This is a genomic window from Larkinella arboricola (assembly GCF_003259745.1).
GTDB classification, from domain to species: domain Bacteria; phylum Bacteroidota; class Bacteroidia; order Cytophagales; family Spirosomataceae; genus Larkinella; species Larkinella arboricola.
Window position 1 is genome coordinate 208,260 of the sequence record NZ_QLMC01000003.1, and the last position, 22,166, is coordinate 230,425.

The 22,166-nt window shown below is 48.7% G+C and carries 20 protein-coding genes; 3 read left to right on the forward strand and 17 right to left on the reverse strand.

Going from position 1 to position 22,166, the window contains the following annotated elements; translation table 11 throughout:
* The first annotated feature begins 99 nt into the window (after positions 1-99).
* Positions 100-855: an HAD family hydrolase gene (locus tag LX87_RS12290; protein WP_111628542.1), complete on the forward strand. Its 756-nt coding sequence runs from the start codon at positions 100-102 to the stop codon at positions 853-855.
* An 18-nt stretch (positions 856-873) separates the two neighbouring features.
* A complete protein-coding gene (locus LX87_RS12295) occupies positions 874-2,016 on the forward strand; it encodes a TIGR03364 family FAD-dependent oxidoreductase (protein ID WP_111628543.1) in 1,143 nt (380 codons plus the stop codon).
* Positions 2,017-2,163: 147 nt separating this feature from the next.
* On the opposite strand, the gene LX87_RS12300 is transcribed toward LX87_RS12295, so the two are convergent.
* Both LX87_RS12300 and yihA read right to left on the reverse strand, forming a co-directional pair.
* Entirely contained in the window at positions 2,164-2,649 is a 486-nt protein-coding gene (locus LX87_RS12300) for a DUF5606 family protein (RefSeq protein WP_111628544.1), read from the reverse strand.
* 143 nt (positions 2,650-2,792) lie between these two features.
* Positions 2,793-3,413, reverse strand: coding sequence for a ribosome biogenesis GTP-binding protein YihA/YsxC (gene yihA, locus LX87_RS12305; RefSeq protein WP_111628545.1), 621 nt, complete (start codon positions 3,411-3,413; stop codon positions 2,793-2,795).
* 222 nt (positions 3,414-3,635) lie between these two features.
* Between yihA and LX87_RS12310 the strand changes: the two genes are divergently transcribed.
* Positions 3,636-4,181, forward strand: coding sequence for a thioredoxin family protein (locus LX87_RS12310; protein WP_111628546.1), 546 nt, complete (start codon positions 3,636-3,638; stop codon positions 4,179-4,181).
* A 60-nt stretch (positions 4,182-4,241) separates the two neighbouring features.
* Here LX87_RS12310 and LX87_RS12315 read toward each other — a convergent pair whose 3' ends face one another.
* The 15 genes from LX87_RS12315 to LX87_RS12385 form a co-directional block, all read right to left on the reverse strand.
* On the reverse strand, positions 4,242-5,363 hold the full coding sequence (locus LX87_RS12315; RefSeq protein ID WP_111628547.1) for a glycosyltransferase: 1,122 nt from the start codon (positions 5,361-5,363) through the stop codon (positions 4,242-4,244).
* Positions 5,364-5,387: 24 nt separating this feature from the next.
* Complete coding sequence (locus LX87_RS12320) at positions 5,388-6,554, reverse strand: DegT/DnrJ/EryC1/StrS family aminotransferase (protein WP_111628548.1); 1,167 nt, start codon at positions 6,552-6,554, stop codon at positions 5,388-5,390.
* Positions 6,551-7,156, reverse strand: a complete 606-nt coding sequence (locus LX87_RS12325; protein ID WP_111628549.1) for an acetyltransferase — start codon at positions 7,154-7,156, stop codon at positions 6,551-6,553. The genes LX87_RS12320 and LX87_RS12325 overlap by 4 nt, the downstream gene beginning before the upstream one ends.
* A 1-nt stretch (position 7,157) precedes the next feature.
* The gene (locus tag LX87_RS12330) at positions 7,158-7,763 is read right to left on the reverse strand and encodes a sugar transferase (protein WP_111628550.1); all 606 of its coding nucleotides are present in this window, start codon (positions 7,761-7,763) and stop codon (positions 7,158-7,160) included.
* On the reverse strand, positions 7,732-8,988 hold the full coding sequence (locus tag LX87_RS12335; RefSeq protein WP_111628551.1) for a glycosyltransferase family 4 protein: 1,257 nt from the start codon (positions 8,986-8,988) through the stop codon (positions 7,732-7,734). The genes LX87_RS12330 and LX87_RS12335 overlap by 32 nt, the downstream gene beginning before the upstream one ends.
* Positions 8,985-10,184 (reverse strand): glycosyltransferase family 4 protein, encoded by a 1,200-nt coding sequence (locus LX87_RS12340; protein WP_111628552.1) that lies wholly within the window; start codon positions 10,182-10,184, stop codon positions 8,985-8,987. Before LX87_RS12340 ends, LX87_RS12335 begins: the two co-directional genes overlap by 4 nt.
* Positions 10,181-11,068, reverse strand: coding sequence for a glycosyltransferase family 2 protein (locus LX87_RS12345; RefSeq protein WP_111628553.1), 888 nt, complete (start codon positions 11,066-11,068; stop codon positions 10,181-10,183). The genes LX87_RS12340 and LX87_RS12345 overlap by 4 nt, the downstream gene beginning before the upstream one ends.
* Positions 11,069-11,241: 173 nt before the next feature.
* The gene (locus tag LX87_RS12350; RefSeq protein WP_111628554.1) at positions 11,242-12,141 is read right to left on the reverse strand and encodes an alpha-1,2-fucosyltransferase; all 900 of its coding nucleotides are present in this window, start codon (positions 12,139-12,141) and stop codon (positions 11,242-11,244) included.
* Between the two features lie 360 nt (positions 12,142-12,501).
* The gene (locus LX87_RS12355) at positions 12,502-13,368 is read right to left on the reverse strand and encodes a hypothetical protein (RefSeq protein ID WP_111628555.1); all 867 of its coding nucleotides are present in this window, start codon (positions 13,366-13,368) and stop codon (positions 12,502-12,504) included.
* An 8-nt stretch (positions 13,369-13,376) separates the two neighbouring features.
* On the reverse strand, positions 13,377-14,273 hold the full coding sequence (locus LX87_RS12360; protein WP_111628556.1) for a glycosyltransferase family 2 protein: 897 nt from the start codon (positions 14,271-14,273) through the stop codon (positions 13,377-13,379).
* A 6-nt stretch (positions 14,274-14,279) separates the two neighbouring features.
* Positions 14,280-15,623, reverse strand: a complete 1,344-nt coding sequence (locus LX87_RS12365; protein WP_170139356.1) for a lipopolysaccharide biosynthesis protein — start codon at positions 15,621-15,623, stop codon at positions 14,280-14,282.
* A gap of 11 nt (positions 15,624-15,634) precedes the next feature.
* On the reverse strand, positions 15,635-16,912 hold the full coding sequence (locus LX87_RS12370) for a nucleotide sugar dehydrogenase (protein WP_374755125.1): 1,278 nt from the start codon (positions 16,910-16,912) through the stop codon (positions 15,635-15,637).
* A gap of 9 nt (positions 16,913-16,921) precedes the next feature.
* Positions 16,922-17,983, reverse strand: a complete 1,062-nt coding sequence (locus LX87_RS12375) for a GNVR domain-containing protein (RefSeq protein WP_111628558.1) — start codon at positions 17,981-17,983, stop codon at positions 16,922-16,924.
* Entirely contained in the window at positions 17,983-20,106 is a 2,124-nt protein-coding gene (locus LX87_RS12380; RefSeq protein WP_229310643.1) for an SLBB domain-containing protein, read from the reverse strand. The genes LX87_RS12375 and LX87_RS12380 overlap by 1 nt, the downstream gene beginning before the upstream one ends.
* Positions 20,107-20,553: 447 nt before the next feature.
* Positions 20,554-22,014, reverse strand: coding sequence for an OmpA family protein (locus tag LX87_RS12385; protein ID WP_111628559.1), 1,461 nt, complete (start codon positions 22,012-22,014; stop codon positions 20,554-20,556).
* Between the last annotated feature and the right edge of the window lie 152 nt (positions 22,015-22,166).

Sequence of the window (22,166 nt, forward strand, 5' to 3'; positions counted from 1 at the left end):
GAATTAGCCCAAGGATTACCGGAATTTAATACGCCAATAACAGTTTATAAACGGGGCTTTTGTAAGTTTGGCGTTTGATCATCTCCTTATTTCTAACCCATGAACTCATTCCAACTGGTGGTATTCGATATGGCTGGCACGACCGTCCAGGACCAGCACGAAGTAGAACGCTGTTTTGCCCAGGCCGCTTCACAAACCGATCTGATTGTCAGCGACGAGCGGATTCTGGCGATGCAGGGACTTTCCAAACGCTTTGTTTTCGAAACGCTCTGGAGTGAGCAACTGGGTACGACCACGCCGGATGAACTAAAAGCAAAGGTGGATCACTCCTACCAGCTCTTTACCGAAATTCTGGAAAACCATTACCGCACCCAACCCATCCGACCGACCGAAGGATGCCTGGAAACGTTTGAATTTCTGCGCAACAACGGCATCAAAATCGCCTTAACGACCGGTTTTTACCGCAAAGTGACCGACATTATTCTGGAGAAATTAGGCTGGCTTGAAGGTCTGGACGAAAATTACATCGGCAACGACCAAACCGTGATTCAGGCATCCATTGCCAGCGACGAGGTCGAACAGGGCCGTCCGCATCCGTTCATGATTCAAAAGGCCATGCAGTTACTCAACATTTCCGATCCAAAACGGGTTGTCAACATCGGCGACACGCCTTCCGACCTGCTGTCGGGACAGGCCGCCGGGGTTGGCTTGAATCTGGGCGTTGTAAACGGCACCCACAGCCCCAGCCAACTGGAACCGCATCCGCACGATTACCTGCTCGCATCGCTCGCCCAGTTACCGGCTACGCTATCCATGTCGTCGGCTCAGGCGCTTACCAACCAGCCCAATCTTTAATCATAATCGTTTCTTCTTTTGGCTTCTTTCGATTTTATTATCATTGGCTCGGGCATTCTGGGAACGTTTCATGCGCTGCACGCAGCCCGCGCCGGAAAAAAAGTACTGCTACTGGAAAAAGACAACCGGCCCGTCAGCGCCACCGTCCGCAATTTTGGTCAGGTTGTGCCGTCTGGTCTGGGCGGGCGCTGGTACCAGTACGGACGGCGCAGCCTGGAATTATACCGGGAAATTCAGCAGGAATATGACATTACCGTTCGGCAAAACGGCTCGGTGTATGTAGCCTCGGACGCCGATGAATGGGCGCTGGCAAACGAACTGTACGACCGACGGCGGGCCGACGGTTATCCGTGTGAACTGTGGTCGAAGGCCCAGACACTGGCAACTTATCCGGTTTTACGGCCAGATTACGTGCAGGGCGCACTGGTTTTTCCGGAAGAAATCAGCGTAGAACCCGATCAGATGATTTACCGGCTCATCGGTTACCTAACAACGAAATTCCCAAATGTCACGTACCGAAACAACGCTGCGGTTGTCGGTTGTGCTTCAACGGCAGACGGTGCTACGGTACAACTGGCAAACGGCGAACGGTTTCAGGCGGGTAAGGTGCTGATCTGCAATGGCAGCGAATTCCGGCTCCTGTTTCCCGACTTATTCACCCAGAGTGGTCTGGTGGTGAGTAAACTCCAGATGATGCAGACGGTTCCGATGCCGGAAATAAGGCTGCCCGGCAATATCCTGACGGGTTTGACCATCCGGCGGTACGAATCGTTTGAAGAATGTCCGTCGTACGCCAACCTCCAAACACCGGACCATCTGGCCGAGTTGAAAAAATGGGGCATCCACGTCCTGTTCAAGCAGGCACTCGACGGTTCAATCATCATCGGTGATTCGCACGAATACGCTACGGCCACGCAAACCGATGATCTGGGCTTTGATACGAACGATTACGTCAATCAGTTAATTCTTCAGGAAGCCCGCCGAATTGTTGATTTTCCCGTCGACCGTATCCAGCGAACCTGGGCCGGATTTTACGCCCAGACCACCCAGGAAATTTTCGAAGCCGACCTCGACAACGTTCACATCGTCACGGGCATCGGCGGCAAGGGCATGACCTCCAGCGCCGGGTTTTCGGAGGAAAACATGAAGCGGTTTTTATAAAGACAAAAGAGGTAAGACAAGAGAAAAAAGACTTCTGGTATCGTTTGTCTTACCTCTCCTGTCTTTTGTCTCCCATCCCAAAAATTAAAAAAAGCAGGAAAGCCAAGGGCCAGTTCCTGCTTTTTAAATTACTGAAAAATGGAAAATCTACGCTTTCTCTTCCTGCGTTTCAGCAGTTTCAGAGGACGTTTCGTTTGATGTTGCGTCGGCTTCGGCTGTTTCTTCGGCCTTTTTCTCAAACGCTTCCGGCAGGTTTTTCCGCAGAATGTTATACCAGCCGATCATTTTCTTTACATCCGACATATGCACCCGGTCGCGGTCGTATTCCGGCACTACTTCAGCCATGAAATCCGCCAGCTCGGCGTTTGAAGCCGCCTTAGCTACAATCGGCAAATCATCATTGTATTTCTCATAAATGGCCATGAACACGTCCCCCAGCGGCTTCGATTGTTCATCGTCATCCGTATAAATTGAAATGTCTTTCAATACCGATACGCGCGCGGTGGGCCCAATCATCGACTTTTCTTTCTTTTCGTCGAGCGATTCCACAATCACACCCGTTCGGCTGGGTTTTACAATCCGGTATAAGCCGCCTTTTCCGGCAATATTCGCAATTTCTTTCAGCGCTTCCATGCTGCCTTGTTTAATGGGTAACGGTCAATTTGATTTGGTTATTGCCACTATTTCTAAAAACTGAAGGGCAAAGATACGTTGAATCCCCTGCCAATCGTACTGATCAGACGGTTTTACTACGATTAAAACCGCCTACCAATCAATTATTTTTTTGGGTTGACCTGCTCGTGAAACTCTTTATTCAGCTGGTCGATATACCCCAGAATTTCTTCTCTTCCCCGCCCGCTCACCGCTGAAGAAAGAAACATGGGCGGCAGTTCGGCCCAGGTTTTTCGCATGGTTTGCTCATACCGCTTTACGGCCTGCTGAACGGCGTTTGTATTACTTTTTTCGGTTTTTGTAAAAATAATGGCAAACGGCAATCCGCGTTCGCCCATTTTTTCCATAAACTCCAGGTCGATGCGCTGCGGGTCAATGCGGCTATCGACCAGTACAAACGTGCAGATTAGGTTCGAGCGGTTTTTGAGGTAGCTATCAATCATTCGCTCCCACTTTTCGCGTTCGCGCTGCGGTGCTTTCGCAAAACCGTAGCCCGGCAAATCGACCAGATACCAATCATTGTTGATCAGGAAATGGTTAATCAACTGCGTTTTCCCGGGTGTCTGCGAGGTCTTGGCTAGTTTATGCTTGATCGTCAGCATATTAATAAGCGACGACTTTCCGACGTTGGAGCGGCCAATGAAGGCATACTCCGGCCGGTCCGGCTTTGGGCAGCGGGACGGGTCGGAATTGCTCATGACAAACTCGGCTTGTTTTACTTCCATAGTGATGCAGAAAGACGGTTTTAAAACCGTTCTCCGGCCGCAAAGTTCGTAAAGAATTGATAAGAGTACTATTACATCCTGAAATTGAAGCCGGAACCAGGGTTTACAAATCCATTTTTTTGCTTAAAATTGTATGTTCTTTGGCGGAAAAATCCAGTCCAGGAAACAAAACAGAACCCCTCCATCGTTATCCTGTTATCAGAACGAACCGATTTAAGAGTTATGAAGAATACAAGTTTGCTCTCCCTGCTGCTGGTGTTTGCCCTGGTTTTCAACGCCTGCAACTCCCAAAGTAAATCAACGGACGATCAGTCGGCCACTACTGAAACCACGGCGGACAATACCGAGGCCGTGAGCGAAGAAGAAAATACCGTGCCCGAGGTCAGCGCCACCGCTACCGGCACCGAACCGGGTATTCAGTTTTCGGATGCCACCTGGAAAACGCAGTTAGCCAAAGCCAAAGCGGAGAAAAAACTTGTGTTTCTGGACGCCTACACCAGTTGGTGCGGCCCTTGTAAGCTGTTGCAGAAAAACGTCTTTACCCAGAAAGAAGTCGGTGACTTTTTCAACAAGGAGTTCATTAACGTGAAAATCGACATGGAAAAAGGCGAAGGGCCGGAGCTGGCGCTGCAATACCCGCTGGAAGGCTACCCAACCTTGTTGTTCATTGATGGCGACGGAAAAGTGGTGAAGACAGTGCTGGGTTACCAATCGCCGGAAGAATTGCTGACTATTGGTAAAAGCGTCAAAAGCCAGTCGGCCTTGTAAATAAAATTTGTCTATTGGTGCCTAAAGCCGCAAACGCAACCCGTTTGCGGCTTTGTTTTTTTACCGGGGAAGCACCTTCCGGTACAGATTCAACAACTTTTTCCCCTCCGTCTGCCAGTTGTAATCCAGTTCCGTCGCTCGTCGTCCACGCCGTCCCATTTCCGCTGCTTCCTGCGGGTGTTCAATTAAATACCGCATCCGGTCGGCAAATACCCGTGGGTCGGTCGGATCAATGCAGAAACCGCACTGGTGTTTTTCCACCACATCGCGGTATAGTTGAAAATTAGCCGTAATAACGGGAAGTCCGAGCGCCATGTATTCAAACATTTTCGTGGTGTAAGACTCCGGATAATCGCCAACGGGTTTCAGCAGGGCCAGCCCGCAGACCGATTTTGCAGCGTACGCCAGTGCTTTCGCCTGATCCGTATACCCGTAAAAAATCAGGTTTTCGCGCAGGTTGTGGTAAGCCGGGATGCTCTCCAGTTCCGTCTGGGTACACATACACCGCCCGAACAGGTGTACCTTGAAATCCGGATAGTCGGTTTTCAGCAGCGCCAAGCCTTCCAGCAACGTTTCGATGGCCCGCTCGAAACTCAGTAAACCAATGTAAAAAAATTCAATCGGGTCGGTCGGCTTCCGGTAAGGCCGTCGGAAGGTTTCCATAAAGGGCAGAACCGGGTAATTATAAATAACGGCATACGGTCTGGCCAGTTGGGTATAGGTGGTGAGGTAACCGTGTTCGGTGAAAATCACTGAAAAATGCCGCCACGCCAGCCGGTCGAAAAACCGAAACGCCCATTGCAGCAGCCAGCCCCGGTTCTGCTTTTTGAGGTGAATCTTCTTGTACAGATTTTCCTGCACTTCGTAAATAACGGCGGCTCCCAACAGCCGGTATACGTAAGCAAACGGCAGAAACTCCGACGAGTATACGTGAATCAGGGCCGGACGCAGCCGCAGGGTTTTCCAGAGAACAACAGGCCCCGTAATGAAAAACCGCCATAGAACCCGCCGGAAATAGGGCAGCCTGATAAAACACACCGCCGGAGCCACCTCAGCATCGGGCCGGGGCAGGGCACAATACACCTCATACGTTCCGGTCAGCGTGGGAAAATATTTATAAACAATCCGGGGATCGTAGGTGGGGTGTATGGTGCTGATGTGTAAAACCCGTTGACGCGGCATAGAGTCTGCTTTTTTAGCCGGTATTCAGGCGGTTTGAGACGGCAAACGCTGGTCCTGCGGCAGGGAAAAGGTTTCCTCGATACAGGCCATTATTTTGTTAAGCTGCCCGGTTGTCAGGTTGGAGCCCGACGGTATGCAGAGCCCGTTTTCGAAAAGCCTCTCCGACACGCTGGACCCGTAAAACGGTGCGCGGGCAAAAACCGGCTGCTGGTGCATAGGTTTCCATAAGGGCCGTGCTTCAATCCGCTGTTCGGCCAGGGCCAGCCGAATGTCTTCGCGGGTTACGCCATCGGACAACTCCGGATCGACCGTGATGCAGCTTAGCCAGCGATTCGAAAAAAAGCCGTCGGGTTCCGGCTGGAAATCCACACCTGGCAACGGCTTGAGTCGCTTTACATAACGCTCAAAATTGGCCCGTCGCTGCGCCACGCGCGTCTCCAGAACCGCGAGTTGCCCCCGCCCGATTGCTGCGCAGACATTACTCATCCGGTAATTATAGCCGACCACCGAATGCTCATAGTGCGGAGCCGGGTCGCGAGCCTGCGTCGCCAGAAAGCGGGCCTTTTTAATCAGGGCTTCGTCGTTTGACAACAAGGCGCCCCCGCCCGATGTTGTTATAATTTTATTGCCATTGAAGGACAGGACGGCCAGTTTGCCCAAAGTTCCGCACGGTTTTCCCTGATAAGCTGAACCCAGTGCTTCGGCAGCATCCTCGATCAACGGTATTTCGTATCGCTGGCAGATGTCCAGAATTTCCGCCATCCGGGCCGGCATTCCGTAGAGGTGAACGACAATAACGGCTTTCGGGCGTTTTCCCCGGGCAATACGGTCTTTCAGAGCCGTTTCCAGCGTATCCGGGCATATGTTCCAGGTCGTGGTTTCGCTGTCGATGAAAATCGGGGTAGCCCCCTGATAAAGAATCGGATTGGCACTGGCCGCAAACGTAAACGACTGGCACATCACCTCATCGCCCGAGCTAACGCCCAGCAGCACCAGCGCCAGGTGTAAAGCCGCCGTTCCAGACGACAAAGCGGCCGCGTAACTCGCCCCCGTTGTTGCGCACAGGTCCTGCTCAAAGCCGTCGACGTGCGGGCCAAGCGGGGCAATCCAGTTGGAAGAAAACGCTTCCTGAACATACTGAAGCTCCCGTTCGCCTAGGTGCGGAGAGGAAAGGTAAATCTCTGGTGTCATAGCGGTTGGTTCATTTTTATAATTCGGGCCGGATTACCGGCCACCACAGCATACTCCGGAACCGGGCGCGTCACAACGGCCCCGGCTCCAATAATCGCCCATTGCCCAATGGTCAGGTTCGGACAAACAATGGCCCCGGCTCCAATGAGTGTTCCGGGACCGATCCGGATGCCACCGCATACAACGGCCCCCGGAGCAACGTGCACAAAATCGGCCACCGTACAATCATGATCGACGGATGCGCCGGTATTGACAATGGCGTGGCTTCCGATGCGGGTGTCGGCCTGAACAATAGCACCGTGCAGGATGACAGTGCCTGCACCGAGTTGTGCGCTCGAATCAAGCAGGGCCGACGGATGCACGGCGGTTCCATACGGATGGCGAATCTGCTCCGCCAGACGGCACCGAATTCGATTATCCCCGATAGCGATAAGCAAGGGTTCGCCGGATTTATACTCGGCGCGATAGCCGCCCACTACGGGGATCGCCAGGAGCATCTTTTTGTCCGGGTCATCGTCAAAAATAGCGTCCACGGCGATTTGAGACGCTTGCAAACAACTGGCTATCACTTTCGCATGGCCGCTGGCTCCGTATAGTAACATCTTAGGTCGTTCCCGTAAATTTTTCCATGGTAGCCGCCGAAGCCGAGGAAATCCCTTCCGACTTCAGGACTTTCTGAAGGGTCAGCAGAATGATTTTGCAGTCCAGACTGAAAGACAGGTTATCGACGTACCAGACATCATACTCAAATTTTTTCTCCCAGCATAAAGCATTCCGCCCATTGACCTGCGCCCAGCCCGTAATTCCGGGCCGTACTTCGTGCCGTCGGCGCTGCTGCGGGCTATAGAGCGGCAGGTATTCGACCAGCAGCGGACGGGGACCAATCAGACTCATATCGCCTTTCAGGACGTTCCACAATTGTGGCAACTCATCCAATGATGTCTTACGGATCAGACGGCCAACCGGCGTCAGACGTTCGGCATCAGGCAGCAAAATACCGTTGGCGTCCCGCCGGTCGTTCATGGTTTTGAGCTTGATTAGCCGAAAGATGCGCCCGTGCCGACCGGGTCGGGACTGCACGAAAAAGGGCGTACCCCGGTTGGCCAGCGCCAACGCAGGCACCAGGACCAGCATCAGGGGCAAAGCCACCAACAGAGCGACTAACGATAGGCTGACGTCAATCAGACGCTTTCCGGTTTTTCGGTACATCGGCAAGACATTGTAAGTACTCGTCGGCTAATCGTTTCCGGTCAAAGTGCGTTTTGGCGTATTCGTATCCGTTTCGGCCGTGTCGGCAGCGGAGTTCGGGCTGGTTTAGGTAAAGCCTGATTTTTTCGGCCACCTCAACGGGCTTCCGAAGCTCGACAAACATCCCGGCATCTGCCCGTTCTATTACTGAGCGCGAAATACCGTCGATAGCCGTCAGAATCGGGAGCCGGGCCGCCATGTATTCGAACATTTTGTTGGCGTAGATGGTCTTGAAAATATCCAGCTGCTGCATGGTCATAATTCCGACGTCTGACGCCAGAATGTATTGAAAAGCCACTTCGCGGGGCAGCGCATCCAAAAACCGGATGTTTTGCAGCGACCGCCGTTCGGCTTCAGTCCGTATGGTTTTTTTGGCCATGCCGTCGCCAATCAGCAAAAATCGGACGGGTTGGTCCTGCAACAGAGCCGCCGTTGCCACGAGCAGGTCCAGTTGATTGGCTATACCGTGCGCTCCTGCATATACGATCCACAAAAACCCTTCCATGCCCTGCTCCTTCCGAAAACCGTTTCGGTCGAACAGGGCCGTTAGCTGGTCGGTCCGCTGAAAATCGGCTGCGTTCGGAATGACGCCGATCTTTGAGGCCGCAACGCCCTTCCGTTCCAGCAACACCTGCCTGAATGCCGGGGTTAAGACCACCACTTTTTCCGAGCAGTTATACAGCCAGTTTTCCAACGCATAAGCCGCCCGAATCAGAAAAGACGGCTTTAAAATACCCATTTGAACGGGTGTATCTGGCCACAAATCCCGAATTTCGGTTACTAAAGGCAGTCGTTTCCACCGGGACAGAACAACTCCCAGCAAACCAAGCAGCAAAGGCGGTGAGGTAACAATTAATACATCATAGCCGGTACCCACCCGGAACAACCCCGCCCAGAGGCCGGAAAACAGGAAGGTGCTATACGCCCACAACCGTCCGGCCCAGTTCACATTATGCCATTCCGACACATGCGTCCGAACGACGCGCACCCCCGGAATGTCGTTTTCTTCCACCAGCCACTTACCCCAGCAATGTTCGTATTTGCGCCCCCGGTTGTAATGGACCATGCCGGCAATCACCGTAAGCTGATGGCCTTGTTCGGCCCACAACCGGCACAATTCGTTCCAACGATTCCCACCGGCTTCGTGTGGAGGGAGGTAATATTGATGTAACAGCAAAATTCTCATACCGGCACACTCGGTTTTTCGGAGTCGGCCAGCGGTATTCCCGCCGACTGCAACGCCCGTTGATAAACCGCCAACTTTGCTTGCCAGATGTCGACGGGGTTGAAATCCCGTAGCACCCACCGCCGGGCGTTCTGGCCGTGTTGCCGCACCAGGTCGGGGTTATCCAGGTAAAGGCGCATCTGGCGGGCCAGACTTTCGGCGGAATACGCTTCACAGAACAAGCCAGTTTGGTCCTCAATCAGCGCATCAACGGTTCCCGTCACGCGGCTGGCAATGGCCGCCACTTCCATCGCACCGGCTTCGAGCAGTACATTCGGCAGTCCCTCCCGATACGTAGGCAACAGGATGAAATTCAGCAGGGCGTAATAATAGGCCATCTCCGACACATAACCGATCTGGCGGACTCTGGAGTCCTGAAGCATCTCATCCACTTTTTCTTTTTCGGGAAACGGCTCCAGTTCCGACGCACCGATCAACAGCAACGTAACGTCCGGGTAGTCGCCACGGAGCATTTTCCAGGCCGATGCCAGTTCCACCACACCTTTATCGCGCGTTAGCCGCCCTACAAATCCGATCACCGTCCCTTTCAGGTTTAAGTTTTCCCTCAACTGCTGTAATTTTCGAGCATCCAGATTTTCCGGATTAAACTTATTGAGGGCATCCACCCCGTTGCAGCTTCCGTGGTGCGGCACCGTGACTTTTTCCGCCTTTGCAATCGACAGCTTAACGGACTGATTCCGAAGAGAATCACTAACAGCCAGTACATGCGTGGCGGCCCGGCAAGACAAGCGTTCCATGCTCATCAACAACCAACGGCTGAGCCCCCTCCGGCTCTCAAACGGAAAGCCATGAATCTCGTATACACGAACAGGCACGCCCGCCAACCAGGCCGCCAGCATGGAAAGCAAGCCAGCTTTGGGTGTGTTTCCGTGCACAATAGCCGGTTTCTCCCCCCGCAGGATTCGGTACATATGCCAAAGACAAATCAGGTCATGAAGGGGGGTAATAGCCCGTTTAAACGGAACAACGTCATAATCAATACCGTATTTCTGGGCAAAAACCGGTAGGGCAGCCCCGTCGGAGCAGATAATCCGGACGGTTATTCCTTTTTGCTCTAAGTACGGTATTTGCCCGTCAATAAAGCCGAGCGACACCGGCACTGTAAAAGTCTGTATTACCGTACGTACTTGTTTCATAGATGAGCAGAGGGGTCGGGCTGATTTCGTGCAATTGCCCGGGCCAGCAGTGATTGCGCACGCGTTAATTCATCCGCATCCAATTGGCGGTTTCGTAGCGTTAACAGCCAGTTTTCGGCATCCAGCACGGCTAGCACCCGATAAACCAGCCCCTTTGCGAAATACCTAAGCCGCGCCCTGAGGTAATAGGTAAGCCCCAGCTTTTTCCGCTGTCTGTAGTTCTTCAGAAGCCTCTGTATGGTTGCAATGCCCCGCGTATATTTCTCCAGATAAGGAATACCTGCTTCCCGGTAAAAAATCAGCGGTTTATCAATAATCGCAAATTTTGAATGCTCGATGGTGCGCAGCCAAAGCTCAAAATCGTGGCAGCGTCCAATCTGTTCGTCGTAAGGATTAGCCAGAAACCATTCCCGACGGGCCATCACCGTCGGTTGAGCAATCGGATTTTTATGAATCGCTTCCCGGATGGTTTCAGGAATAGACGTTGCTCCCCGTATGCCGTAGACGGTATTCCTGACTGTAATGGTGTAGAGATACGAACCGACCATATCAACCGTCGTATTCTGTTCCAGCCAGGACACCTGGTCCAGCAACCGGTTGGGTGTCATAATATCATCCGCGTCGAACAGGGCGATATACCGTCCCCGGGCCAGTTGATTAATCTGGTTGCGACGGGCAGCGCCCCCCCGGTTTTTTCCATCCGAAATAATTTTTATACGTGGATCGGTAAAACTCTGCGCCACGGAGAGCGAATTGTCACTTGAGCCGTCGTCTATCAGCAGCAATTCCCAGTCTTTCAGGGACTGATTCATGACGGACTGGATCGCATCGGCCAGATAGGGTTCTGCATTATAAACTGGTAAACCAACAGTAACAAGTACCATATGCTGCTTGGAATGAGTTTCACGTATCTATGGGCGGCAAAGAATCCATCACTGTTTGAAATCTCGTGTGGTATTGCAACTTCTCCTAAACGCTGATTCCCTTTCTTTAAGAAGGCAAACAAAAGTCTCAATATTTGCTTTGTAAAACAAATATCAAAATAAGCAATAGCTTTTTAAATAGTAAGCCACCCGGGATAGGTCAATTCATCTGAACTAATAAAGTTCTGGTTAACATAAGCCCACTTTTTGGGAGCCACAACCACCTTATCTACGCTGGGATTTAGCCAGGCCGCCCACCAGCCAAATGTACTGTTAGGTATTATAAAATGGTGGCAAAACGTCATTAACTGTAGGTGTGTTTGTGCCCGGTTCCCTGCCCATTCGTTGCCAACAAATACCGTAGGTGCATTAAACCGGATATGAGTTCGACACCATTCAATGTCGTCAGAAAATACGTAAAAAGCTGGTGTCTTTATTCGTTCTGAAATTAACCGTTCCGCCTGCTGATAGTACACTGGCGGAACAACATTATGTCGCCTGTTATTTACAAAATCACTCCGTCTGACATGAACAAAAACGGCTGACGGATTACTCCTGATCTCTTTAGCTAATCCAATTGCGTAATCAGGAATCGGATCAGCGAATTGCAACTCTTCCCTTAGCTGTTGCTGAATACATTGAAAATACCGGATACTTTGCCAATAACCGCTTAGGTATACATTGTCCCTAAGGTTATCAACCCGACTATCATATTGATAAGGAGTACGCTCATAAATATACTGCAAATGGCCCACTTTTAGCAATCGATTAACCCATCGTTTTATATGCCGAATCAATAACGAAGAGCCGTTACCATACCGTACCGAAACGGATGATGAAATTAAAGGCGGCTTTATTGTAAAAATGTCGAGATCATAATTTCGATAAGTAACATGTCGGCTCTCAACATTCCGACTCATTAAAAACTGCGTATCTACAAACAGCTCCGTATTATTTCGTAACGCTAAACTTTTTCCAGCAGCATACTGAAATAGCTGATTACCCAGCCCGCCCATCAATTCAACTACGATCATACACAACCTGATGTGACTTAATTACACTACACGAATCCGGAGAAGAAACCGGCCTAGCCTTTATTTAGCAACTGTGCTAGTAAGATAAATCCATTGATCCGGATCAATTCATTGTTCATAAAAGAGATAGCAATAGCATAATTAATAAAGCAGTAGTAAGAGACATATAAAATATCCCTTGTAGCATTTGCCTTATTATGAACATACGCTGCGATAGCGCCTAATATGAACGCCGAAAGAATAGCACCCGATACACCAAAATCTAAAGTACCCGCATCCAAATATGTATAGACATTAGTGGATGGGCCATAGGTATATTCGCGCACCAACGGAGGGTATTTATCAATCAGACCGACTTTCTTAAGTATTATAATTTATAAAATCGACACTATACATTTTAACATCATAAAACGATATATCAGGATATTGCCCATTCAATATCGTTTCATAAGCTTTTATACCGCCAAATATATAAAGCTTCGCCATTTCCAACAATTCCTCGTTGTCCATCCCGAACAACATAGTTGTTATAACAACTGGCGATACAAGAAAAAATATATACGCATAAAACCTCTTCTTTGTAACATTAAAACATATACTACTAGCGGTAATAATAGTAATGGCCCAAGACAGTATAGGCGCTCTGGTTAATGTTATTATACAGGTAAGCAAGCCAACAACACAAGCAACAAATAAAGTAAACTTATTGATATGCTTACACCTATACCCTATCATAGCTAAAGGAATATAAACAATAAAGCATTTTGCAAATAGCTGATAAATGATGGTTGATTGTTCATCCAGCAATTTGCGGCCTTGTAACCTTAATGCGATTAATCCAAATTTGAAAAAATTCAAGCTCCCTGAAAGGGAATACATAGCTGCTATATTAACAATAAGGCTTATTATTATTAGCGTAAATAAAGTAAGCTTTAACCGGTTTGCATTAAGGCCATAAGTATAGTCAATGGAGCACTCCTCATCGTTTGTGTTGCAAAACAATAGGGATGGAACCAGAAAAGAAATCCAAGCAAGGTAAAATACAAATAAAGTAAAGATATCAGCAGAATAAGGGGAACCGGCCCATTGAGATCCTATCAGCAGTAGAAACCATAAGGATGAGTAGATATCCAAATAACCCGGCTTGTTAACTTTCTTTTTAATAATATACAAGAGTAGGACAATGAATACCAGAAAAAAGAGGTTAAGCCCAAGCCGCACAATCATACCTTTATCTATTTATAAGAATACAAAAGCGATTTAAGTGCAAATTCAAACAAACGTACCTTTCTAATTATAGAAAGAGAAAACGCTGAAAACTTATGATATTTACTCAGGAGGTACGCTTCGCTATCTACAAAAAAACAGAATGCTTTTCTACTACTTTTCCCTCGTTTATTTACTGAACTACCCGCGTGTAAATGAGAGGCAAGTACTCCCCCATGCAACAGGCAAGTTTTATGTAATCTCCGAATTTGTTCTCCTAATATTAATTCTTCAAGGTATAAGAAGGTGCCCTCATCCAGTAAGTTTATACGGTGCAGAAACTCACTCTTCACCATAAATACAGCGCCATTGATACTCTCTGTACGGTATACTTTTTCCTGGTAAGGAACTAAATCATTATAAATAAAACGCAAATAGTGTTGTTTAATAAGTGGCAGGCGCCGTAAAATCGGACTTTGGCAAACTATTAACCAGCCAGGTGCAACTATTCTCCTTACCTGAATTTGAAAGCGAACAGGGGTAGGATTGGAAACTGTATGAATTAATGGCGAAATAGCAACGGCTTCTGAATCTTTTGCTAATTCATTGCGTAACTCCCGAATTGTGCCACTCTGAGTCAAAAAAGCATCACTGTTAACGAACAAATAATAGGCAGCGTCAGGTAACCCCTCAAGCTCTCTACATCCACGATTATTTCCCGCCGAGAAACCAACGTTCTCTTGAAGCCGTATCAACTTTACGAAAGAAGGCAACTTTCCTTTTAAACGCTGAAATTGCTCTCTTGTCGATCCGTTATCGACTACCACCATATGGGTGAATACATCCTTTTGCCGGAGAACATAATCAACACACTGAAGGGTCAAATCAGCTGTATTATAGTTTAATATTATGACTCGCGTAATCATCTTCTATTAAAACAAATTTATTAGTAAGTACAAACAAATAGTAGCAAACATAAAAAGGTATCTTTTTTTTTGTTTCGGCTTACATTCAGGCTTTATCCTGCATAACAACCAATCTCCGGCAGCAAACCAGCCGTAAGCCATCAGGGCCGAGGACAATGCTATGACAGTGAGTGGTACCTGACTTTTGGCCAGTATATATTCCACTGACAGGCTTAGGACAAAAAAGATAACTGCCAGAGTCAGGAAAAGCCGTTGCTTATTTAATAATTTAAAGACGCTAAACTGAATTAGTTGGACTAATACATAAGGGCCGATAAAACCAGCCAGATAACGGATGTAAACTACCGATTCCAAATAGTTGGGTAAAAATCTGGGCATGAGTAGTTGCAGAAAAACTACGCTGAACAGCAAAGGAGTGATCAGCAGTAAAATAAAAAAAACGGCTTTGTTATAAAAAATTTCAACTGTGCTACGGTAAGGCGCTATTGTCTGCATCATGAAATTAGCCACAGAAAAAATAACCGTTAAGCAAACATTTAGTAAAGTGGCGGCAAAAGCATAGAATCCAAATTGACGCGCTGGATATAAACCAGCTATAAGCAACTTGTCGATATGTTGGAAGCCCAGGAAAAGTAAGCCAGCAAGTAAAATAGGCAGTCCAAAACCAATAGACCTTCTGATATTTTTTAATATACTAGATAAGTAAAGATCTTTTTGTTGAATAGCCGTCCAGTCCTCTGTCTCTTTGAACGCTAGATATAACATGGGTATCATACTGACCACGAGCTGTATATTACTCAGCAGAATAAGATCTAACGATTTAGTATAATCTATACTGTAAGCTATAACGCCTACCAAAAAAACCGCCTGACTAAATAGCGTTAATAAAGGGCCATAGTAGAAATTATGATTCCGGTTAAACAAGGATTGAAGCAACCCCGATACATTTTGCAAAATAATTTGATTGGCAACCAATACAGCTACACTACTTGTGCGCGCTTGCGGATAAATACCACTCCTTACCAGAACAATGACAAGACCATACATGACTAATTGTTGAATAATAAGATATAAAAAGTCACGTTTAGCACACTTTTTCCACTCTACGCTATCTTTAAACAGCCATTGAATTGTAACACCGTCAGTAAAGCCAAAATGAAATAACCCAGAAAATGACGTAAACATCAGAAACAGACGCCATGCGCCATATTGTTCGGGACTTACCTGGTCAGCTAATAGATAGTTAATAAATAATGTAATAACAATGCTAACACCCGTCAAGGCTATTAATTTAACGGGTGTTGCATATAACTTTGCTGTAGATGTTTTATGTATACTACTGGTCAACACAAATTTCAGGTTTATAATCGGCTATCCACAATGCTCTTCTCCAGCAAACCTTTCAGATCATAAATAACCGTCTTGTTGGTGCGTAAAACCGTGTGATCCAGTTGTCGGAACTGCTCATGAGCAACCGCCATAATAATACCGTCGTAAGGTCCGGCAGGCTGATCAATGAGCCGGAAACCATATTCTTTCTTTACCTCATCCGCATTGGCCCACGGATCATATACCTCAACGTTTATGCCATATTCGGTCAGCTCTCGGTAAATATCGATCACCCGTGAATTCCGGATGTCAGGGCAGTTTTCTTTGAAGGTGATTCCCAACAGCAACACCCGTGTATCTTTGATGGTATGGCCTTTCCGAATCATGAGCTTCACGAGCTTGCTGGCGACAAATACACCCATATCATCGTTGATGCGCCGACCCGACAGAATAACCTGTGGATAATAGCCCAAGCTTTCGGCTTTGTGGGCCAGGTAATATGGGTCGACCCCAATACAGTGCCCTCCTACCAGCCCCGGCTTGAACTTCAAAAAATTCCACTTGGTTCCGGCCGCTTCCAGCACCTCAAGCGTATCGATTCCCATGCGATCGAACATCAGAGCCAGTTCATTGACAAAGGAAATATTCACATCCCGCTGTGCATTTTCGATGGCCTTGCTGGCTTCGGCGACTTTGATTGACGAAGCCAGGTGAGTTCCGGCCTGAATAATCGACGCATAGAGCTGATCAACAAACCGGGCGGTTTCCGGCGTTGATCCGGACGTTACTTTCTGGATCGTCGTCAGGGTATGAACTTTGTCGCCCGGATTGATTCGCTCCGGCGAATACCCGCAAAAAAAATCAACATTAAAGATCAGCCCCGACTCTTTTTCGAGAACCGGAACGCAGTCTTCCTCCGTGCAGCCGGGATAAACCGTGGATTCATAAATAACCACATCGCCTTTTTTCAGAACCTGACCAATCGCACGAGTTGCGCCCAGCAAAGGCCGTAAATCTGGTTTTTTATAGGCATCAACCGGCGTTGGAACCGTAATAATATACACCGTGCAGTCGGCAATAGCTTCCAGACTGGAACCGAATTGCAAGCGATTTGCCTGCCGAAGCGCCGTTTCTTCCGTTTCGCGGGTTCGATCATAGCCACTTCTCAACTCCGCGACTCTTCGTTCATCGATATCATACCCTACAACCTCATATTTTTTACCAAATTCAACGGCCAGCGGCAATCCCACATAGCCTAAGCCAACAACGGCAATGCGCGTGGCCTTCATTTCCTTATTCTCGCTCATCATTATCGGGCTTTACTGCCGCCAATCTACGTGTCTTATCAGTACAATCATAATACCGATGATTCCTCCGACAAAGGTATATAGAATAACCATGATGGTGCGACGGGGTTCGCTGCGTTTCGTGGGCACCTGCGCCGGTTCCAGTATTTTCAGAATGGGCGTTTCTTCCTGAATTTTAATTCGCGTTTGTTCATACTGCTGCGTGATGTTGCTGTATAGCCCCTGCGCCAGCTCAAATTCGGCCTGTAATCGACGTTCCTCAATGGTACCAAGCTGCGTCACCATGTAGCGATGCTGGTCTTTGTAAGCTGACACGTTGACCATAGCCCGGTCATACCGTTTTTTGGCTTCCCGAAACCGTTCCGAGAGAAACTTCAGGTCTTCGCGCGTTTTTTCGGTTCGATAAGAAATGACATAACGCGTCAGGTAATCGATGGCAATCTGGCTCACCTGGGCCGCCACTTCAGCATCCGGCATTTTTATCTTGATGATGATAACACCGGATTGCTTATCCAGATCAGACAAGATACGTTCTTTGGTATCCTTCACCAACAACTCCTGATCGCGCGTCAGATGCAGCGTTTGCCGATCATTAACTGCCCTGGGAACCATAAGCGTTTTTTTCTCCTGAAACCAATCCAACCACGAAGGCTCCTGCGTTAAAAAAGCCGCTAACGTGGGATAACGCTGTCCACCAACGGTTTTAACCGGCTGGTTCAGCATGTGCAGAATAAACGGCGTACTTTTCAGGACATCCGGGTACAGATCGGGTCGAACCGCTTCCGTATTCCCTACACCTTCCAGGTTAATACCGGCTAATTCGGCCAGAGCGCCGAACCGTTTCAGGTTCATGGCCGACCGTGCCTGCAATTCCGGCATCACCTGCACTTCCGACGTAAATTCGACGGGACTCAACAAAGCAACCACGATACCAATAACCGCAAATAGAAAAGCAATTTTCAGCACATTGCTCCGCTGACGCCAGACCGTAACCACCGCCCACCGCGGCTCCACCTGCGAAGATGACCGGATGCTATCGGTATCTTTGGGAGATAACGTTATCCACTTTTTCATCAAAACAACCGGATAATAGCTAACACTACAGCTGCCAGTGAAGTAATACCCGTCATGACCGCAACCCGTTCAGCGGGCGACAGTTTGCTCTCTGTTTTAGACGGTTTTGACGGAACGACCACTTCCATACCCGGTTCCGGGTCGGGGTAATCCCGAATGCCTAAAAATCCCCGGGTGTGCTTTGCCTTGCCGTTGGCATAAATGACGTAGAGTTTTCGCCGGAAAGCTTTCGAGTTAAAACCACCTGATTCACTTACGTATGATTTAATCGACTTCCGGTAACTAAAATCTACGACTGATGGGTTGAGCACTTCGCCCCGAATTTTGACCAGCTCGATTTTTCTGGGAATATGAATGGAATCGCCCGCCAGCAACAGCAAATTTCCGCTATCGGAGGGCCTGGCAATAATTTCGCTGATGTTTACCGAAACCAGTTCCTGGTTTCGAATGAAGCGGGTTGCTTTTAGATAGGCTTCCGGCCGCAGCCCCCCAGCCCGATTGATCAATTCTGTAATACGCTCGGATTTATCACGAATCGGATAAGCACCCGGATAAGGCACTTCGCCGGTAATGATTACTGTTTTCTGCGCTTCGTAGCGGGATGATGTCCTTACAAACACCTGATCGAACGGGCTGAGCACAAAACGGGCGTCGGCTTCGGTCAGTCGCAACTGATCGTTCAGTTCAAATTGAAAAATCCGTACATTCTGGGTTTGCGGTAAGTCAGCCGTGTCTTTCCGCACTCGCCGGGCAATCTCGATTCGGGAAGCCGTGGCTCCGTCGGTAAAACCGCCCGCCAGCACAATCAGGTTAGCCACGCTCATGCTATCGGCGTAGGCATACGGACCCGGTCGATTGACAGCTCCCATAATGGTTACCACCCGGTTTTCGCGCAAATCGCTGAAGGCCGGTATTTCAACCACATCTTCCCGTTGCAGCATGATATCCGGCACTTCGCCCCGCATCAGTTTGCCCAGATCGACGGCAATCAGTTCCGGGTCCAGATTCTCCCGTAACCGCCGGATGGTCGCCCGGTTTAGAAAGGCGTCTTCCCGCAACCCTTCAGCCGTGGCAATGAGTTGCCGCAGGCTTGAGTTTTTTTGCAGGGCATAAACACCCGGACGAAAAACCGCGCCGTTGATGGTCACCCGGTTTTCGTAGCGTTCAATAATGGCTCCAACGGTGTATAAATCACCCCGCTGCGGAACAAACGCTGGAATATCGGCGGCCGGAACGGTAAAAATCTGCAACTCTTTGGGGGTGTTCCGGCGCAGGGTCAGCGAAGCCGTATAGGCTTTTTCTGTAAATCCGCCCGCAAATGCCAGCACATTCTTCAGGAGTTCCCCTTGCTGTACTTCGTAGATCGCCGGTTGTTTTACTTCGCCCGTTAGCTGGACGCGTGTCTCATAGTGGTTGATAAAAACAATATCCTGATCCTGCAACCGAATATTATCTTTCTGATCGGCCCGCAGCAGAAAATCGTAAATATCCAGCGTGCGGATCAGCCGATTGCCACGGTATACCCGAATGTCACGAAATGAACCCCGGTCCGGATCAGGCCCGCCTGCTACATAAAGTGCATTAAAAACCGTAGCTAACGACGAAAGTGTATAAGTACCGGGTTTGACGACCTGGCCTATCAGGGTTACTTTAATGCTCCGGATGCTGCCTAACGTAACGCTGGCCAAAATGCCACTGGCCGTTGTATTCAAGCCGGCATATACCTGCCGCAGTCGGCTAACAATTCGCTGCTCTGCCTGTTCGATGGTCAAGCCGTTGACGTAGACAGGAATCAAATTTTCCAGTTTGACCGCGCCTTCCGGACTAACTTTGGCCCGGTAATTCCGCTGGGCATTTCCGTAAATATCAATAATCAGTTCATCATCGGGGCCAATCTGGTAATTTTTCGGAGTCGGAATCCGAAGGTTAGGCTCAAACGTCAGATTCGAATTGGCAAACAGATTCGCACCAAATACGGGTAGTTTGTTTTCAGCCGCTTCGGGTCGGGAGGGCGGTGCTGTACTCAGGCTGGCTTTATCGGTTTGTTCACGGCTGTCTCCCGTCGAAACCGTTTGCGGTTCCTGAACGGAATAGTTGTTTAGCTCAGCAACTCTCGCACGCATTTTTTTAATATCGGCCTGCGTAAACCCACGTTCGAGGGCCAACTGCTCGATCTGGATTTCGGACAACCCGCTTTTTTGAGCCTGTTCAATAAACTGACGAACCTGATCATCCGACAGGTTCTCTACTGTCTGGGCATAGATAGCTGGCTGTACGCGTAAAACACTAAAAATTATTAACAGGCCAAACCAGAGTTTACCCCTTTGAACTTTCCTACCTGGACTAAACACGCTGTCAGTAACTGAGTTAAGAAATAACCGTATACAACAAATAAGGTCTTTCTGTGCCTAAAAGAGCAAAAATCACTTTGCACGTAGTTAGTAGCACTTCCCTATTCGTTACCAGACGATTTCGTCTATTTGAATTTTATCCCACTATGCTATGATTTAGACGCAAAAAGCCCCGAAGGTAACACCTTCGGGGCTTTTACTTTTTAGATTTTAACTAGCTTACGGAACGAGCCGCAATTCAACCCGGCGGTTTTTCGTCAGACCCGCCCGGGAGTTGTCACCGATGGGCTTGAATGAACCGAAGTAGTCGATGATGATCCGGTTCGGATCGTTCAGACCTTGTTTAACCAGGTAGTTCTTGACGGCTTCAACCCGACGGCGTGACAGAGCAATGTTGTACCGGTCAGAAGCCCGGCGGTCAGCATGACCTGACAGTTGCAGACGGCATTGGGTTTTGTTCAACAACTCAACCACTTTGTTCAGCATATCGTAGAACTGCGGCTTGATAATGTTTTTATCCGTATCGAACGTTACGTTTGTCAGGATTTCTGCGCAGGCAATACCCGGCAATGCTGCACTCACGTATTTATCAAAGTCGATGGCTTCACCAGCACCCGAGACGATACTACCCGCCGGCGTGTTGGGTTGACGGTCGAAGTAATCCGATACACCATCGTTGTCGGTATCCATCAACAGTTTCGGATCGATGTCTTTCGGACGGTTTGCTTTAGCAACGGAGTCGATTTGCTCCAGCGTCAGGATGACCGGCGGTTTGATCAGGTTTTTCGGATCGGTCCAGCGCAGGTGGTAAGTTCCGCGAGTGGTATCGTAATCGTACTTACCATTCACTTTCTGAACTTTAACGGCGTTTTTACCCAGTTTGTAGGTAACTGACAAAGCAGCATAGCCCATTTTATCCATGTTCGATTCGCCTTTGCGCTCGAACGGGTTGTCAAACTGGCCGCGCGTTCCGTATCCGTCGAAGTAGCTTGAGCTGTTGCCACCAATGGTAGCATCCAGACGGTCGGTGTTCACATTCGTAAACCGGAAGTCAAGACCCAGATCAAAACGGGGGCTCAATTCGTAGTTCACAGCTAAGCCAATGGGGATAGCCCAGTCTTTTTCGTACTTAGCTTCCCGCAGAATACCGTCACCGTTGTTGGTTTTGGTCCAGCGACGTACCCGGCCTGTTCCTAATTCATACGCCGTCGATTTGAAGAATACCACGCCAATACCGGTGTAGGCATCAATCTTCCAGCGTTTCATTTTGTTAATGCCAAACAGCAGACTTTTCAGGTTAACGCTCCCTGTCAAATCGGTTTGAATGTAGTTGGAACGGAAATAAGAGAAGTACAACCGGCGTTTCATCCCAACCAGATTACCGTATTGCCCATCCAACTGAAGACCAAACAGGTGGGACAACTGCTTTCCGACGGCTACGCCAACAAATGCTGAGTTGCGCTCGCTGTAGCTATCGGCGTTGGTTTTTCCAACCGGATAGAAGTCGTATTCTCTAAGATCTCCAAAAAACTGGGTGGGTCCGCCCATGACCGAAACCGACCAGGTGTTCAGTTTGGCTGGGCCTTCATACGAGGCTTTCGGGTTATACTGAGCACTGGCACCTGTCGCTGCCAGCAGAGCCAGTCCAATTGCCCTCACGAACAGGGATACTTTTTTCATACTTATCAGGTTATTGTTTGACAGTTAATAAACCATTGAGTGTGGTGAAACAACTTATCTCGGATAGTTTAGCCGGCTTTTTACGCTACTTTCAACGCTTTGGCGCAAAACTATAGATTTTCGTCTAGTTTGCAAACAAGATATCAGTAGTT